At 70.6% G+C, this 16,446-nt stretch carries 14 protein-coding genes; 6 read left to right on the plus strand and 8 right to left on the minus strand.

Going from position 1 to position 16,446, the window contains the following annotated elements:
- Window positions 1-993, plus strand: a 993-nt coding sequence (locus tag E3T33_RS14025; protein WP_134575587.1) for an HNH endonuclease signature motif containing protein, incomplete at its 5' end; no start/stop codon positions are given.
- Between the two features lie 49 nt (window positions 994-1,042).
- On the opposite strand, the gene E3T33_RS14030 is transcribed toward E3T33_RS14025, so the two are convergent.
- Window positions 1,043-1,882: a CPBP family intramembrane glutamic endopeptidase gene (locus tag E3T33_RS14030; RefSeq protein WP_241982964.1), complete on the minus strand. Its 840-nt coding sequence runs from the start codon at window positions 1,880-1,882 to the stop codon at window positions 1,043-1,045.
- Window positions 1,883-1,939: 57 nt separating this feature from the next.
- Here E3T33_RS14030 and E3T33_RS14035 point away from each other — a divergent pair, with 57 nt between their 5' ends.
- The 3 genes from E3T33_RS14035 (at window position 1,940) to E3T33_RS14045 (ending at window position 5,380) form a co-directional block, all read left to right on the plus strand.
- Entirely contained in the window at window positions 1,940-3,100 is a 1,161-nt protein-coding gene (locus E3T33_RS14035) for a M20/M25/M40 family metallo-hydrolase (protein WP_134575588.1), read from the plus strand.
- Window positions 3,101-3,291: 191 nt separating this feature from the next.
- Window positions 3,292-4,527 (plus strand): NRAMP family divalent metal transporter, encoded by a 1,236-nt coding sequence (locus E3T33_RS14040; RefSeq protein WP_241982965.1) that lies wholly within the window; start codon window positions 3,292-3,294, stop codon window positions 4,525-4,527.
- A 10-nt stretch (window positions 4,528-4,537) separates the two neighbouring features.
- The gene (locus tag E3T33_RS14045) at window positions 4,538-5,380 is read left to right on the plus strand and encodes a putative hydro-lyase (RefSeq protein WP_092323557.1); all 843 of its coding nucleotides are present in this window, start codon (window positions 4,538-4,540) and stop codon (window positions 5,378-5,380) included.
- 23 nt (window positions 5,381-5,403) lie between these two features.
- Here E3T33_RS14045 and E3T33_RS14050 read toward each other — a convergent pair whose 3' ends face one another.
- The 6 genes from E3T33_RS14050 to E3T33_RS14075 form a co-directional block, all read right to left on the minus strand.
- Entirely contained in the window at window positions 5,404-5,556 is a 153-nt protein-coding gene (locus E3T33_RS14050; protein ID WP_134475482.1) for an LPXTG cell wall anchor domain-containing protein, read from the minus strand.
- Between the two features lie 70 nt (window positions 5,557-5,626).
- On the minus strand, window positions 5,627-6,325 hold the full coding sequence (locus E3T33_RS14055) for a GntR family transcriptional regulator (RefSeq protein ID WP_134575590.1): 699 nt from the start codon (window positions 6,323-6,325) through the stop codon (window positions 5,627-5,629).
- 35 nt (window positions 6,326-6,360) lie between these two features.
- Window positions 6,361-8,133, minus strand: coding sequence for a biotin carboxylase N-terminal domain-containing protein (locus tag E3T33_RS14060; protein WP_134575592.1), 1,773 nt, complete (start codon window positions 8,131-8,133; stop codon window positions 6,361-6,363).
- A 5-nt stretch (window positions 8,134-8,138) separates the two neighbouring features.
- Window positions 8,139-9,782: a 5-oxoprolinase/urea amidolyase family protein gene (locus E3T33_RS14065; protein WP_134575594.1), complete on the minus strand. Its 1,644-nt coding sequence runs from the start codon at window positions 9,780-9,782 to the stop codon at window positions 8,139-8,141.
- A gap of 1 nt (window position 9,783) precedes the next feature.
- Window positions 9,784-10,542 carry a 5-oxoprolinase subunit PxpA gene (locus tag E3T33_RS14070; RefSeq protein WP_092323578.1) on the minus strand — a complete coding sequence of 253 codons (759 nt, stop codon included), beginning with the start codon at window positions 10,540-10,542 and terminating at the stop codon, window positions 9,784-9,786.
- Window positions 10,543-10,632: 90 nt separating this feature from the next.
- Complete coding sequence (locus E3T33_RS14075; protein ID WP_092323551.1) at window positions 10,633-11,262, minus strand: hypothetical protein; 630 nt, start codon at window positions 11,260-11,262, stop codon at window positions 10,633-10,635.
- A 63-nt stretch (window positions 11,263-11,325) separates the two neighbouring features.
- On the opposite strand from E3T33_RS14075, the gene E3T33_RS14080 reads away from it, so the two are divergent.
- Window positions 11,326-12,786 carry a PLP-dependent aminotransferase family protein gene (locus E3T33_RS14080; RefSeq protein WP_092323550.1) on the plus strand — a complete coding sequence of 487 codons (1,461 nt, stop codon included), beginning with the start codon at window positions 11,326-11,328 and terminating at the stop codon, window positions 12,784-12,786.
- Between the two features lie 90 nt (window positions 12,787-12,876).
- Here the strand turns inward: E3T33_RS14080 and E3T33_RS14085 are convergent, their stop codons facing one another.
- A complete protein-coding gene (locus tag E3T33_RS14085; RefSeq protein WP_092323549.1) occupies window positions 12,877-13,080 on the minus strand; it encodes a dodecin family protein in 204 nt (67 codons plus the stop codon).
- A gap of 130 nt (window positions 13,081-13,210) precedes the next feature.
- Between E3T33_RS14085 and E3T33_RS14090 the strand changes: the two genes are divergently transcribed.
- Window positions 13,211-16,423, plus strand: coding sequence for an efflux RND transporter permease subunit (locus tag E3T33_RS14090; RefSeq protein WP_134575595.1), 3,213 nt, complete (start codon window positions 13,211-13,213; stop codon window positions 16,421-16,423).
- Window positions 16,424-16,446: the final 23 nt, after the last annotated feature.

Below are 16,446 nucleotides of genomic sequence, written 5' to 3' on the forward strand. Positions count from 1 at the left end.
CCCGCCGAGGCAGCCAAGCAGCTCGAGCAGGAGGCGTTGCCGTCGGCCGGCCGGTTGACGGCGTCGCAGTTCGAAAGGAAGACCAGGAAGCTGCGGGAGCGGATCCATCCGGAGTCGATCACGGCCCGGCATGTGCGGAGCGTGGCCGACCGGGCGCTCAGGTTCGACCCGGCCCGCGACGGGATGGGCTGGCTGAGCGCCTACCTGCCGGCGTCGGACGCCCTCGGCATCTATGGCCAGGTGACGGACCGGGCGATCGCCCTGCAGGGGCCGGACGAGCCGCGCACGCTCACCCAGCTGCGGGCGGACGTGTTCCGCGACCTGCTCCTGCAGGCCGGCTGCGCGGGGACTGGTTGCACGCAGTCCGGTTGCACGCAGGCCGGTTGCACGGAGTCCGGTTGCACGGAGACCGTAGGGATGGCCGGCAGCCTGGGCGGGCTGCGGCCGAACCTGATCGTGACGGTCCCGATGCTCACCCTCCTCGGTGTCACCGAGGAGCCGGGCAGCCTCGACGGGTACGGGCCGATCGATCCCGACACGGCCAGGGCGCTGGCGGCGAAGTGTCCGAGCGCGGTGCGGATCCTGACCCACCCGGAGACCGGCGCGGTGCTCTCGGTGGGCCGGGACCGGTACACGATTCCCGCGTCGCTCCGCACGCTGCTTCAGGTGCGGGACGGAACCTGCCGGCACCCCGGGTGCAGCCGGGCGGCCAGCCGCTCGGACATCGACCACGGCCTCGACTGGGCATTCGGCGGACGAACCGACCACAACAACCTCGCCCACCTCTGCCCCGCCAGCCACGCCCTCAAACACGAGGCCGGCTGGAAAGTCAGCCAGGCCACCGACGGAACCGGCACCCTCACCTGGACAACCCCGACCGGCCACACCTACGTGACCGAATCGGAGACCATAATCGGCACCGCCATCAGCGCCGAACTCCGACAGAAGGCCACGCGAACCGACGCATCAGCTGGCCCGGCCCGCGAGAGGTGAAGGGGACGCCGGGCAAGAACGGGTGATTTCCGGGCGCAGGCCTGGCGGTTCAGTAGAGGAAAATGGGCAGCCACTCGCGGGTGTGGGCGTGCACGATCACCAGGAAGACCACCAGGTCGAAGAGGAGATGCACGCAGACGACATAGGTCAGGGACTTGGTGACCTTGAAGATGTAGCCCTGCAGCAGGGCGAACGGGAACGTCATCAGGGGTCCCCAGCTTTGGTAGCCGAGCTCCCAGAGGAACGAGGTGAAGATCACCGCCTGCAGCAGGTTCGCCTGCCAGTCCGGGAAGTGCCGCCGGAGCAGAGCGAACACCGTGCAGATGAAGAACAACTCGTCCCAGATGCCCACGAAGCCCACTCCGACGAAGAGGCGGCCGATCTCGTCGGGCGCGGTCACGGCCGGCCAGTTCTCGTAGGAGCCCGAGCGGATGAAGTACGTCGGCAGGATGAGCCAGCCCAGGATGACCACGATCACCAGGTACCAGCGCTCGAGCACGCTCCACCGCTGTTCGGTCCGGATCGGAAACCGGATCGCGTGCGTGCGGTAGACGTAACGCGCGATCAGGTACGGCCCGAGCACGGCCAGGCCGAGCACGATGCCCATCAGCGCCATGTTCGGGTAGCTGATGTCAGCCTCGACCGAGATCGTGCTGACGATGGCCAGGCCGAGCGCGATCAACAACAGGTCCCTGAACAGGGCGCGATTGATCACGAACGCGAGCAGCAGGGCGGCGCCCAGCACGACGTAGCCGGCGAGCTGGAACTGCAGGCCGAACAGCAGCACGGCGGATGCCGACACCAGGCCGGCCGGCACCAGCCCCCACGACGCGCGCGGCGGCATCCGCGTGGCCGTCCCGCTGCCAATCGGACTCTTGTCGACACCCATGGTAAAACCCTACCGAGTGCGCCCGGTTCACTCCCATCGGGCAGGTAGATTCGACGCGTGCCCCAGCGAGAACTTCCCCGTGACCTTGACCCCATAGCGGTCGCCCAGCAGCTCATCGCGATCGATTCGGTCAACCCCGACCTCGTGCCCGGCGCCGCGGGCGAGCACGCGATCGCGGCCTGGTGCTCCGACTGGTTCGCCCGGCAGGGGTTCGAGGTGCACCGGCTCGAGGACCGTCCCGGCCGTCCGTCCGTCGTCGGCATCGCGCGCGGAAGCGGGGGTGGGCGCTCGCTCATGCTGAACGGCCACCTCGACACCGTCGGTGTCGCCGGCTACGACGGCGACCCGCTCTACGGCGAGGTGCGGGGCGGGAGGCTCTTCGGCCGCGGCGCCTTCGACATGAAGGGCGGGCTGGCGGCCATCCTGGTGGCCGCGGCGCGCGCATGCGCCGCGGGCCTGGCCGGCGACGTGATCGTCACCCTTGTCGCCGACGAGGAGTTCGGCAGCCTCGGCACCGAGGAGGTGCTGCGCCACTTCCGGGCGGATGCCGCCATCGTGACCGAACCCAGCGAGCTCTGCCTCACCGTCGCCCACCGCGGCTTCGCCTGGTTCGAGGTCGAGCTGACCGGCCGGGCGGCGCACGGGTCGATGCCGGAGCAGGGCGTCGACGCTATCGCCCACGCCGGGCTCGTGCTCCGGGCCCTCGACGGACTGCGGGACCGCCTCGAATCGGCCCCGGCACACCCGCTGCTCGGCCAGGGCACCGTGCGCGTGTCGATGATCAGGGGCGGGGAGGACGCCGCGACGGTCGCGCCATCCTGCACGCTCACGGTCGAGCGGCGCACCCTGCCCGGAGAGGCTCCGGATGCTGTGGAGGCCGAGCTGGCCCTGCTGCTCGAGCGGTTGGCCGCAGCCACGCCCGAATTCTCCTTCCGCCTCACCCGGCTCGTGGCGCGCGGTGCATTCGAGGCCGACCCGGACTGGCCGATCGTACGTGCGCTCAGCGGCCAGGCCGAGCGCGTGCTGGGCGTCCCGCCCGCCCGCCGTGGCGAGCCCTTCTGGACCGACGCTGGCCTCATCCACGAGGCGGGCATCCCGTGCCTGCTGCTCGGGGTTCGCGGCGGCGGCGCGCACGCCGACAAGGAATGGGCGGAGGTGGCGTCGGTGCATCGGCTCACCGAGATCCTCACCGGCACGATCGCCGACTTCTGCGGCTGAGCCGGGGACGTGGACTGGTCAATCCCGAGGACGGCCTGTGCCGGCAGGCACCTCCAGTCCGCCACGTTCCGCCCCGGCTGATCAGCGACTTTGGCGCTGAGGTTGCGGTGATTGTTGAACAATCGTAGGCTTTCACGAAATCAGTGACCTCCGGTGCTGACGCATTTCCCCACAATGAAGTGAGCGCACCCATGGCCACGACCGCCGTACCAAAGCTTCAGCGTCCGAAGAAGACGCGTCCGAAGAACAAGCACAGGAGCGCCCTGCTCGGCGCGATGTTCCTGATGGCCACGAGCGCCGTCGGCCCCGGCTTCATCATCCAGACCACCACCTTCACGGTGCAACTCGGTGCGGCCTTCGCCTTCGCGATCCTGGTCTCGATCCTCGTCGACATCGCCGTGCAGCTGAACGTCTGGCGAGTCATCGGCGTGAGCGGCAAGCGCGCCCAGGAGCTCGCCAACACCGTGCTCCCCGGCGCCGGCTGGTTCCTCGCCGCACTGATCTTCCTCGGCGGACTCGTCTTCAACATCGGCAACATCGCCGGCACCGGCCTGGCCACCAACGTGCTCTTCGGCGTCGACGCGAAGATCGGCGGCATCATCTCCGCCGTCATCGCCATCGCCATCTTCCTGAGCAAGCGGGCCGGGCTCGCGCTCGACAAGATCGTCGTCATCCTCGGCGCCGTGATGATCCTGCTGATCGCCTACGTCGCGATCGTCTCGCAGCCGCCGCTCGGACTCGCGCTCAAGAACGCCGTCATCCCCGACAACGTCGACTTCCTGATCATCACCACCCTGATCGGCGGCACCATCGGCGGCTACATCACCTACGCCGGCGCGCACCGGATGATCGACGCCGGCGTCTCCGGACGTGAGAACGTTCGGGAGATCACCCGCAGCTCGGTGCTCGGCATCATCATCACCGGCGTGATCCGCGTGCTTCTGTTCCTGGCCATCCTCGGCGTGGTTGCCGGCGGAGTCGCCCTGACCGGCGACAACATGCCGGCCGAGGCCTTCCAGGCGGCCGCCGGCGAGGTCGGCCTCAAGCTGTTCGGAATCGTGCTCTGGGCGGCATCGATCACCTCCGTCATCGGGGCCGCGTACACCTCGATTTCCTTCGTGACGACCGCGAAAACCAGGCCGCGCACCCGCAGCATCGCCACGGTCGTCTTCATCGCGGTCTCGACAGTCGTGTTCACCCTGCTCGGCCAGGCCCCGGCCACCCTGCTGATCATGGCCGGCGCGATCAACGGGCTGATCCTCCCGGTCGGCTTCGCCGTCATCCTCTGGGTGGCCTGGCGCCGCCGCGACCTGCTCGGCGGGTACGTCTACCCCAAGGTGTTGCTCTTCATCGGCCTCGCAGCCTGGTTGCTCACGCTCTTCCTCGGCTACAAGTCACTCAGCGGCCTCGCGCTGCTGTGGGTCTAGGCGACACCGGATGCCTCCGCGCAGGCGGCCCGGCACGGCCGCGGTCCCGGGCGGCACGGCCTCACTCCCGGGCGACCCGGCCTCGCTCACCCCGGCGGAGGCCCGCGCCCTGTTCCGGGGCGGCCTCGCCTCGCCCACGGCCGGCTGGTCGCGGGGGTTCACCCAGGCGAACCTGATCATCGTCCCGCGGGCCCAGGCCTTCGACGTGCTTCTGTTCGCGCAGCGCAACCCGAAGTCCTGCCCCATCCTCGGTGTGCAGGGCGCCGGTGAGACGAGCGGTCCGCTGCTGCCCGGCGGCGACATCCGCACCGACCTGCCCCGGTACACCGTCTACGAGGACGGCGTGCTCGTGGCCGAACCCGGAGACATCACCGACTGGTGGCAGGACGACCTCGTGACCTTCATCATCGGCTGCAGCTTCACCTTCGAGGCGGCGCTGCAGGATGCCGGCATCCCGATCGCCCACATCGAGCAGGGCGTCAACGTGCCGATGTACCGCACCACCGTGCGCTCGGCATCCGCCGGCGCCCTGTCCGGGCCGATGGTCGTCTCGATGCGGCCGATCCCGGCCGCGCAGGTGGAGGACGCCGTGCGGATCACCGCCCGCTACCCGGCCGTGCACGGGGCGCCCGTGCACGCGGGGGACCCGACGGTGCTCGGTATCGCCGACCTGGCAGCGCCGGACTTCGGTGACGCCGTCGAGATCCAGCGCGGCGAGGTCCCGGTCTTCTGGGCGTGCGGGGTCACCCCGCAGGCCGCTGTGATGGAGTCCAGGCCGTCGCTGGCGATCGGCCACGCGCCCGGCTTCATGCTGATCACCGATGCCCGAGACTCGGACTACCTCGTCCCGTAGACGGTGTACGGCGCCGCGCGCCGCTATTTCGCCGTCTTGCGCTTCACCCAGCCGTACGCGGCGGTCGCCAGGAACAGGACGATTCCGATGACGGCGAGCCAGAACAGGCCCTCGATCACGAAACCGAGCACCGATAACACAAGCCAGACAACGAGCAGGAACACGATCAGGTTCATCATGGATGCCACGCTACTATGCCGATCCGGCGCGCACCGGTAATCAACAGCCGCCGGCTCGGCGCGGCAGTCAGCTCCGCCGGACGCTCGATTCCTCGGCGATCGCGGCCAGCAGCTGATCCTGGGCGCGGCCCAGGTAGCCGGTGAGAAGCGCGGCGGCCTCGGCGCGTTCACCGGCCTCGAGGAGCTCCACGATCCGGACGTTGTCCTCCACGTACGGCGCGTGGAAGGCGGTGTCGGCGACCATGGAGTGGAAGACGAGCCGCATCTCGGCGAGAACCTGCGTCATCAGGAGGTCGAGCCGGTCGCTGCCGCCGAGCGCCACAATCGCGGCGTGGAAGGCCTGGTTCGCGTCGGCCATGCCAGCCGCCGAGCCGGAATCGCGCGCGGCCCTGGCGCGCTCGACCGCCGCCCGCAGCGTCGTGAAGTCGGTCGCCGGCGACCAGAGCAACGCTGCCGGCTCCAGGTAGCGGCGCACCCGGTAGATCTCGCGGATGTCGTCCGCCGACGGCCGGGCGACGTACACGCCCCGGTTGGGGATCCTGGTGACGACGTGTTCGGCGGCGAGGGCGGAGAAGGCCTCGCGCAGTGTATTGCGGGAGACGCCGAGCGCCTCGCCGAGCGCCTCCTCGGAGAGCTTCGATCCGGGGGCGAGCTGCCCGGCCGCGATCCGTTCCCGCAGCACCGACGCCACCCACATCCCGGTCTCCGCGTGCCTGGCCCCTTCGCGGTGCAGGCGCAGTTCGGCCAGGATGTCCTCGAGAGTCATATGCCCACGCTATCGGGGGTCGGCTGCCCGGCGGCTCACGCGCGGATGGACGCGACGGCGGTGTCGAGCGTCACGATGTCGCCCGGTCCGACGAGGTGCGCGGCAAGGGTCCCGCTCCGGTGGGCGGCGACGGTGGTCTCCATCTTCATGGCCTCCACGACGAGCACCGGATCTCCCTCCGCGACCTCGGTTCCGGCAGCGACCAGCCACTTCACGACCGAACCGCCCATCGTGGAGCGCAGGGTGGCCGAGTCGACGAGGTTGCCGACGCCGTCGGATGCCGCGGCGCCGGTGCCAGGTCCGGCGACGGCGGCCCCGGAGCGGGCCAGGCCGCCGCTTTCCAGGGAACCGAGGAGCCCGGCCGGCAGGCCCAGCGCCATCCGTCGCCCGTCGAGTTCGATCGTGATCGTGCGGCGGACGGCCTCGGGCTCCGCCGGGGCGAACCGGGGGTCGCCCGCGAGCTGCTCGGCGAATTCGGATTCGATCCAGCCCGTGTGCACGCCGAGGCGGTCGGGCGAGGAGAACGCGGGCGTCTGCACCACCGCGCGGTGGAAGGGCAGCACGGTGGGCAGCCCGGCGATCTCGAACTCGGCCAGCGCCCGGCGGGCCCGGCGCAGGGCCTGCTGCCGGTCGGCGCCGGTGACGATGAGCTTGGCGAGCAGCGAGTCGAACTGGGGGGAAACGGCGTCGCCCGCGCGCACGCCGGTATCGACCCGGATGCCGGGCCCGGTCGGCGGGGTGAACCCCGTGACGGTGCCGGGGGAGGGCAGGAATCCGCGCCCGACGTCCTCCGCATTGATCCGGAACTCGATCGAGTGCCCGCGCGGCTCGGGGTCGTCATCGACGGGCAGGTCCCCGCCGGCGGCGATGGCCAGCTGCGCCAGCACGAGGTCGATCCCCGAGGTCTCCTCGGTGACCGGATGCTCCACCTGGAGCCGGGTGTTCACCTCCAGGAACGAGACCGTCCCGTCTTCGGCGAGCAGATACTCGACCGTGCCGGCGCCCGCGTAGCCGGCCTCGCGGCAGATCGCCTTGGCCGAGGAGTGGATCTGCTCGCGCTGGGCCGGGGTGAGGAACGGCGCGGGCGCCTCCTCGACCAGCTTCTGGTTGCGGCGCTGCAGCGAGCAGTCGCGGGTGCCGACGACGATCACGTTGCCGCGTCCGTCCGCGAGGATCTGCGCCTCGACGTGCCGGGGCCGGCTGAGGAAGCGCTCCACGAAGCACTCGCCGCGGCCGAACGCGGCCTGGGACTCCCGCACGGCCGAGTCGAAGGCCTCCTCGATGGCATCCAGCTCCCAGACCACCTTGAGCCCGCGCCCGCCTCCGCCGAAGGCCGCCTTGATGGCCACCGGGAGGCCGTGCTCCACCGCGAAGGCCCGCACCTCGGCGCCGGTTTCGACCGTGCCTTCCGAGCCGGCGACGAGGGGCGCGCCGACCCGGATGGCGATCTCGCGGGCGGACACCTTGTTGCCCAGGGTGCGGATCGCCTCGGGGCTGGGCCCGATCCAGGTCAGCCCGGCGTCCAGCACGGCCTGCGCGAAGTCGGCGTTCTCGGAGAGGAAGCCGTAGCCGGGGTGCACGGCGTCCGCGCCGGAACGGCGGGCGATCTCGAGCAGCCTGGCCTGGTCGAGGTAGGTCTCGGCCGGGCTATTCCCGTCCAGGGAGTACGCCTCGGTGGCGAGGCCCACGTGCAGTGCGTCGGCGTCCGCATCCGCGTAGACGGCGACGGACTCGAGGCCGGCGTCGTCGCAGCCGCGGATGACGCGGACGGCGATTTCGCCGCGGTTGGCGATCAGGACTTTCTGCATGGGTGTCACCTGTCGGTTGTGGTCTGGCGCGCGGGCGTCTCCGCGGGAACGGGAAGGAGCGGGTCGGCCCCGGGAGCCGGCGTGAACCGGATCCGTGCGCCGGTGGGGAGCTGGGCGGCCCGGTCGAGGTCGGCCGGAAGCACGACGCCGATCACGGGGTAGCCGCCGGTGGCCGGGTGGTCGGCGAGGAACAGCACGGGCAGTCCGGACGACGGCAGCTGGATGGCGCCGGTGACGGTGCCCTCGCTGGGCAACTCGCCCGGCCGCGACCTCTCCAGCGGTTCGCCGTCCAGCCGCAGTCCGATCCGGTTGGATCGGGCCGTGACGGTCCAGGTGGCTCCGGCGAAGCGTTCGATCGTTTCCGGATCGAACCAGTCGGAACGCGGTCCAGGCACGAAACGCAGCTCCGTCAGCTCGGCCGGCGGTTCGGATTCGATGCCTGGGGCGCCGACGACGCTCGAGGGCGGTGCGGCCAGCACGCGGAGCCGGGTGCCGGAACCGAGCGGCTGCGGTCCGATCCCGGAGAGGGTGTCGGTGGAGCGGCTGCCGAGCACGGGGAGAACGTCGAGCCCACCGCGGAAGGCGAGGTAGCTTCGCACCCCGGCCACGGGGGGCCCGACTGTGAGGGTTTCGCCGGCCAGCAGCGCGAACGGGGTCCCGGTGGGGACCGCCCGTGCGCCCGTCGGACCGTCGATGGCGAGCGGGACGCGCGCGCCGGTCACGGCCAGGACCTGGTCGGTGACGGCCTCGAGCGCGAGCCCGCCGAGGGCGTTCTCGAGCCCGGCGGCGTCGACGGGATTGCCCGCGAGCCGGTTGGCCCTCCGCAGCGCACCTCGGTCGAGGGCGCCGCTGCCGGCTACGCCGAGCGCGGCCTGGCCCTCGCGGCCGAGGTCCTGCACGGTGGTCTGCAGGCCGGGGGAACGCACGATGACGCCGTCCGCCGGCGGCTCGGCGCCGTCGATCACGCGCGCCGCTGCGAGGCCGGAGGCGAGGTCTGAGGCGAGGCCGCCCGCCGCCAGCACGAGCTCACGCACGGGCCGGAATTGCACCCGGTTTCCCGGCCGCACCAGGGCGGGCTGTTCGCGGCCCAGGTCCCACATCGGCGCGGTCGTGCGGCCGATCAGCTGCCACCCGCCCGGGGATGCCCGCGGGTAGACGGCGGAGTAGGTGTCGGCAAGGGCCACGGATCCGGCGGGAACCGCGCTTCGCGGCGTGGCTCGCCGGGGAACCGTGAGCGACGTCGTCTCGCCGGCGAGGTAGGCGAAGCCTGGAGCGAATCCGCCGAAGGCAGCGGTCCAGGTTTGCTCCGAATGGGCGGCGATCACGCCGTCGACGCCGAGCCCGGTGAGCTCGGCAACTCGGGCGAGGTCCTCACCGTCGTAGACGGTGTCGATGATCACGAGCGTGGCGTCGGCAGCCGTGACCGTGTCGACGTCCAGCAGGCGCAGCCGGGCGGCGAAACCGCGGGCCGCGGCAGGGGAGACGGCCGAGACGAGTACGGTCTCGGCGGCGGCGATCACGTCCAGCTGCCCGTCGAGCGGGTGCTCCTGCAGCTGGGCCTGCAGGCTGAGGACCTGGGCGAGGCTGTCCAGTTCGACCAACACCGCGCGGTCGCCGACGGGGCGGATACCGCGGATCTGCCCGGCCATGTCAGACGAAACTTTGGATTTCGATGCCGGAGCCCAGCAGGGCGGCGCGGACGGCGGCGGCCATCGCGACGGCGCCGGGGGTGTCGCCGTGCAGGCAGATGCTCTCGGCCCGGACGTCGATGATCGTGCCGTCGATGGCGCGGATCTGGCGGTCGACGGCCAGGCGGAGCACGTGGTCGGTGACCTCGCCGATGTCGCGCAGCACCGCCCCCGGCCGGGTCCGGGCGACGAGGGTCCCGTCGGCGTTGTAGGCGCGGTCGGCGAACGCCTCGGAGACGGTGCGGAGCCCGGCGGCCCGGGCCGCACGCTCGATCTCGGAGTTCGGGAGCACCATCACCGGCAGGCTCGGATCGACCGACACGATGGCATCCACGACGGCCCTGGCCTGCTCGGGGTGGTGCACGATCGTGTTGTAGAGGGCGCCGTGCGGCTTGACGTAGCTGACCGTGGTTCCGGCGACCCGGGCCAGCGATTCGAGGGCGCCGATCTGGTAGATGATTTCGTCGGTGAGGTGGTCGGGGGCCATGTCGATGAACCGGCGGCCGAAACCGGCCAGGTCGCGGTAGCCCGGATGCGCGCCGACCGTGACGCCGGCCAGGGCGGCGGCCGCGCAGGTGGCGCGGATTGTGCTCGGATCCCCGGCGTGGAAGGCGCAGGCGACGTTGACGCTGGACACCGAGGCGATGATCGCCTCGTCATCGCCGAAGGTCCAGTTGCCGAAGGATTCTCCGACGTCGCTGTTCAAATCAATGGTGGACACCGTCATCCGCCTTCCTCAAGAAGTCTTCCTAAGGATGCACCATTTCCGGTGATTGTTCAACAATCTGGGGCAAATCGCCGGCGGGCTCGATCACCGGGCGGGCACGGCCACCGGAACCGGCGAGGTCGGCAGGGCGGCCTCCGCCGGGCGCCTGATCGCGAAGAACGGGATCGTCCAGTGGCAGAGCGGCCCGATCAGCACGGCGAAGAGCACGGTGCCGATGCCCACGTTCCCGCCGAGCGCCCAGCCGATCCCGAGCACGACCACCTCGACCCCGGTGCGCCCGATCCAGATCTTCCAGCCGGTGCGCTTGTGCAGGCCGGTCATCAGGCCGTCGCGCGGGCCGGGGCCGAAGTGCGCGCCGATGTAGAGCCCGGTCGCCGCGGCGAGCACGAGCAGGCCGGCCGCGAAGAGCAGGATCCGGGCCCAGAGGTCCAGGCCCTCGGGGATCAGCCGGAGGCCGAGATCCGCGGCGGGGCCGACCAGGAGAGCGTTCAGCACGGTGCCGATGCCCGGCTTCTGCCGAAGCGGGATCCAGAACAGCAGCACGATGCCGCTGGTGAGGATCGTGATCAGACCAAAGCCGAGGTGGGTGTGCCGGTCGATGCCCTGGGTGAGCACGTCCCACGGGGCGACGCCGATCGCCCCGCGCACGATGAGCGCAATACCGATTCCGTAGAGGAAAAGGCCAATAAGGAGTTGAGCGATGCGCCGGGTCATGAAAACCAATCCAATTGCACTATTGGTCTGTTATCAAGTAGCCAATCTCACTACAGTGGCCCCATGGCGGTGAACCAGGTGAGTGCCCGGTCGCTCGAGGCGCTCCTCGGCGAGTGGCGCAGCGGGGCGAGCGCCTATCTCGCCCTGGCCGACCGCATCCGCCTGCTCACCCTCGACGGGCGCATCCCGACCGACACCCGCCTGCCCGCCGAGCGCGACCTCAGCGCACGACTCGGGCTCAGCCGTACGACCGTGACCGCCGCATACCGGGAGCTGCGCGACGCCGGCGCCCTGGTCAGCGTGCGCGGCTCGGGCAGCAGGGTGCGGCTGCCCGGCGCGGCGCGGGCGCGGGCGGACGACCCCCTGGGCGGCATCCTCGACTTCAGCAAGGCCACGATGCCGGCCCTGCCCGGCCTCGCGGACATCGCCGCGCTCGCCGCCCCCGAGCTGGCGGGCCACCTCGGTGACTCGGGCTTCGACCCGGTGGGGATCCCCGAGCTGCGCGCCGCGATCGCCGACCGCTATGCGGCCCGCGGGCTGCCGACCGACCCCGAGCAGATCATGGTCACCCTGGGCGCGCAGCACGCGATCGCCCTGCTCGCCCGCGTGTTGATCGGCCGGGGCGATCGCGCGCTGATCGAGATGCCGAGCTACCCGCACGCCTACGAGGCGCTGCGAGGGGCGGGGGCGCGCCTGGTGCCGGTCGGCGTCTCGGCAGCCGGGCCGGGCGAGGATGCCGCGGCCGGCGGCTGGGACGAAACGGCGCTCCTGCAGACCCTGCAGCGCAGCAACCCCGTGCTCGGCTACCTGATGCCCGACTTCCACAACCCGACCGGGCGGAGCATGCCCGTCGACCAGCGGGAGCGGGTGCTCGCCGCCGCTGCTCGGGCGGGTACCGTGCTCATCGCCGACGAGACGATCGCCGAACTCGACATCGACCGGGTGGGCGATTTCCTGCCGTTCGCCGCCTACGCCGAGTCCGTGCGGTCGGGGACCGCCGTGTCGATCGGCTCGGTCGGCAAGACCGTCTGGGGTGGCCTGCGGATCGGCTGGATCCGCGCGGACCGCTCTCTCATCCGCAAACTCGTCTCGGCCCGGGCCGCGAACGACCTCGGCACCCCGATTCTCGAGCAGCTCATCGTGGCGCGCATCCTGTCCGACCTGCCCGCCATCCTCGCCTTGCGGTCCGACGAACTCCAGAGCGGCAGGGACCACCTGGAGGGGCTGGTGGCCGACCGGTTCCCGGACTGGCACGTACCGCACGTCGACGGCGGGATCACCGCGTGGGTGAACCTCGGCATCCCGGTCAGCTCCCGGCTCGCGCTCGCCGCGCGCACCTACGGCCTCCTCGTGCCCGCCGGTCCGCAGTTCGGCATCGACGGAGCCTTCGAGCGGTTCCTGCGGCTCCCGTTCTGCTACAGCCCCGAGGAGATGGACCGCGCCATCGACGCGCTCGGGCTCGCCTGGGATTCGCTGCTGCGGCATCCGATGGCCGACACCGGCTACCTCGCCGACGTCGTCTAGCGTTTCGGCCGCGCCCGCCCTGAGGGGTCGCAAATCGACCTTCCCTGGCCGGTTGAAGGTCGATTTGCGACCCCTCAGGGGCCGGCCCGGCTAGTCGTCCAGCACGAACGTCACTTCGATCACGACGTCCCACGCCGTGATCGCGCCGCCCTCGACGACGACCTTCTGCTCCTTGACCCAGGCGCCGGAGATGCCGCGCAGGGTCTTGTGGGCGCGGGAGATCCCCTCCGAAACGGCGTCCTCGAACGACGTGTCAGACCGGACACTCAGGGTGGTCACGCGGGCGACAGTCATGGTTCCTCCTCGTAGATGCGGGCTTGTTCGGTCGACACTACGCCCGCGCGACCGGCCGCAACAGCCCGCCGGCGCGGGAGAGGACGCGGGATTCGAGATTCTGCACGGACTGCAATGAGATACTGGGCGGGTGCACATTCTCGCCGTATTGAGTATGAAAAATCGGGCGCTCATTGCGCTGATCACGATCGTCGCTGCTGTTTTCGGCAGCCTCGCCCTGACCAGCCTCAAGCAGGAGCTGATCCCGTCCCTGCAGCTTCCGCAGCTGCTCATCACGACGAGCTACCCCGGCGCCTCGCCCGAGGTCGTCAACGACGACGTGTCGACACCGATCGAGACCGCCATCCAGGGCATTGCCGGTCTCGAATCCACCTCGACGACGAGCAGCACGAACTCGTCCCTGATCAGCGCGACCTTCACCTACGGCACCGACCTGGTCAAGGCCGAATCGAAGATCAGCCAGGCCATCAACCGGATCAAGTCCACCCTCCCGGAGAACATCGACCCGCAGGTGCTCAGCGGCAGCATCGACGACTTCCCGGTCCTGTCCGTGGCCGTTTCGGGCGGCGATGCCGAGACGCTGGCCGACGATCTCCGGCGCAGCGTGCTGGGCGACATCCGCGACGTGGAGGGCGTGCGCGACGCGGCGCTGGTGGGCGACGTCGGCCAGCGCGTGAACATCACGCCGGATGACGCGGCCCTCGCCGCCCGGGGACTCACCAGCCAGGCGATCACGCAGGCACTCGCCCAGAACGGATCGCTCCTGCCTGCCGGAGCGATCACCGAGGGCGACAAGACCCTCTCCGTGCAGACCGGCACGAAACTCGGCTCCGCCGAAGACATTGCGGCGCTGCCGATCCTGTCCGGCCTGAAGGGCGACGCCTTACGCAGGACGATCGGCGACGTGGCCACGGTCGAGCTGGCCGCGAACCCGGAGACGAGCATCTCCCGGGTGAACGGCGAACCGGCGCTGACGATCTCGGTGACCAAGGTGCCGGCCGCGAACACCGTCGAAGTTTCGGAGGCCGTGCGCGCCCTGCTCCCCACCCTGGAGGCGGCCGTCGCCGGCACAACCTTCACGGTCGTGTTCGACCAGGCCCCGTTCATCCAGGAGTCGATCGACTCGCTGACCCAGGAGGGAATGCTCGGCCTCCTCTTCGCCGTGCTCGTGATCCTGGTCTTCCTGCTCTCGGTGCGGGCCACCCTGGTCACGGCGATCTCCATCCCGACCTCGGTGCTCATCACCTTCATCGGGCTGCAGGCGGTGGGCTACTCGCTCAACATCCTCACGCTCGGCGCGCTCACGATCGCCATCGGTCGCGTGGTCGACGACTCGATCGTCGTGATCGAGAACATCATGCGCAACCTCGTCGCGGGCCCGGATCGCGCGGCGACAATCGTGCGGGCGGTGAAGGAGGTCGCGGGCGCCATCACCGCGTCGACCGTAACTACGGTCACGGTTTTCCTGCCGATCGCGTTCGTCGGCGGCTCGACCGGGGAGCTGTTCCGGCCGTTCGCCCTCACGGTGTCCCTCGCCCTGCTCGCCTCGCTGCTCGTGTCACTGACGATCGTGCCGGTGCTTGCGTTCTGGTTCCTCAAGCCGCCCAAGCCGGCGGCCGCGGCGGCGCCGGAGGTCGAGCAGACGGTGGTAGAGCCCGTCGAGACCGGGATCGCGCCAAGCTCGATCACCGCTCCAAGCTCGATCACCGCGACAGCGACGGCGACCAGGGCCGAGGCCGCAGCCACGGCCATCGAGTCGCTCGAGCACCCGAGCCGACTGCAGAAGAGCTACCTGCCGGTCATCCGCTGGACCCTCAAGCATGCCGTCGCCACCCTCCTCCTCGCGGTGCTCGTGCTCGGCGGCACGGTCGCCCTGCTCCCGCTGATGAAGGTGAACTTCCTCGGCTCGACCGGGCAGACCACCTTCCGGGTCATCCAGACCCTGCCCGTCGGCACGAGCCTTGCCGCGCAGGACGAGGCCGCCGCCGTCGTCGAAGGCACGCTCCAGGAGGTCGAGGGCATTGAGATCGTGCAGCTCTCGATCGGCGGCAGCAGTGCCGAGGCGGCCTTCCGCGGCGGCTCCACCTCGAACGCGGTGACCTACTCGATCACGACCGATGACACGGCCGACCCCGACGAGGTGCAGGACGAGGTCCGGCAGGAGCTGGCGAAGCTCGACGACATCGGCGAGATCTCGGTGGCGTCCGCGGGCGGCTTCGGCGGATCATCCGACATCGAGGTGCAGGTCACGGCCGCCACCGGCGCGGACCTGCAGACGGCGACGGATGCGATCCTGGCCGGAGTGCAGGACCTCGACGCGATCAAGCAGAGCACCAGCAACCTTGCCGCCTCGCGCCCGTACATCGCCGTCACGGTGGACCGGGATGCCGCCGCCCGCGCGGGGCTGAGCGAGCTCGCCCTCGGCACCCTCGTCTCGCAGGCGATGCAGCCGAGCGTGATCGGGTCGATCGTGATCGACGAATCGAACCTGTCGGTCTACCTCCAGGCGGCGGACTCGCCCGCGACTACGGCCGAGCTCGCCGCCCTGCCAGTCCCCACGGCGTTCGGCCCGGTGGCGCTCGACACGCTCGCGACCGTCGAACAGGTCGACGGGCCGTCGACGATCACAACCACGAAGGGCCTCCGCACGGCGACGGTTTCGGCCACGCCGGACAGCGACGACCTCGGCACGGCCAACGCCCGGATGGCCACCGTGCTCGAGGATACCGAGCTGCCGACCGGCGCCACCGCGACGCTCGGCGGCGTGACCGCCGACCAGACCGAGGCCTTCCAGCAGCTGGGCCTGGCCATGCTCGCGGCCATCCTGATCGTCTACGTCGTCATGGTGGCCACCTTCCGGTCGCTGTTGCAGCCGCTGCTGCTGCTCGTCTCGGTGCCGTTCGCGGCGACCGGGGCGATCGCCCTGCAGGTCATCACCGGCATCCCGCTCGGCGTTCCGTCGCTGATCGGCGTGCTGATGTTGATCGGAATCGTGGTGACGAACGCGATCGTGCTGATCGACCTCGTGAACCAGTACCGCCGGAGGGGGCTCTCGGTGCGCGAGGCGCTCATCTACGGCGCCTCACGGCGTCTTCGCCCGATCCTGATGACGGCGCTCGCCACGATCTTCGCGCTGCTGCCGATGGCGGCCGGACTCACGGGGCAAGGCGGCTTCATTTCGCAGCCTCTCGCGGTCGTCGTGATCGGCGGACTCGTCTCGTCGACGCTGCTCACCCTCGTGGTTCTGCCGGTGTTGTACTACGTCGTCGAGGGTCGACGCGAGCGCCGGGCCGAGCGCCTGGCCCGCCGCGTTGCCGGCGCCCCGGCCGTGCCAACCGTCTAGGCGAGCGAGCATTGCCCCCTGCT

It is taken from the genome of Cryobacterium sp. TMT1-2-1, assembly GCF_004403955.1.
Classification (GTDB): domain Bacteria; phylum Actinomycetota; class Actinomycetes; order Actinomycetales; family Microbacteriaceae; genus Cryobacterium; species Cryobacterium psychrotolerans.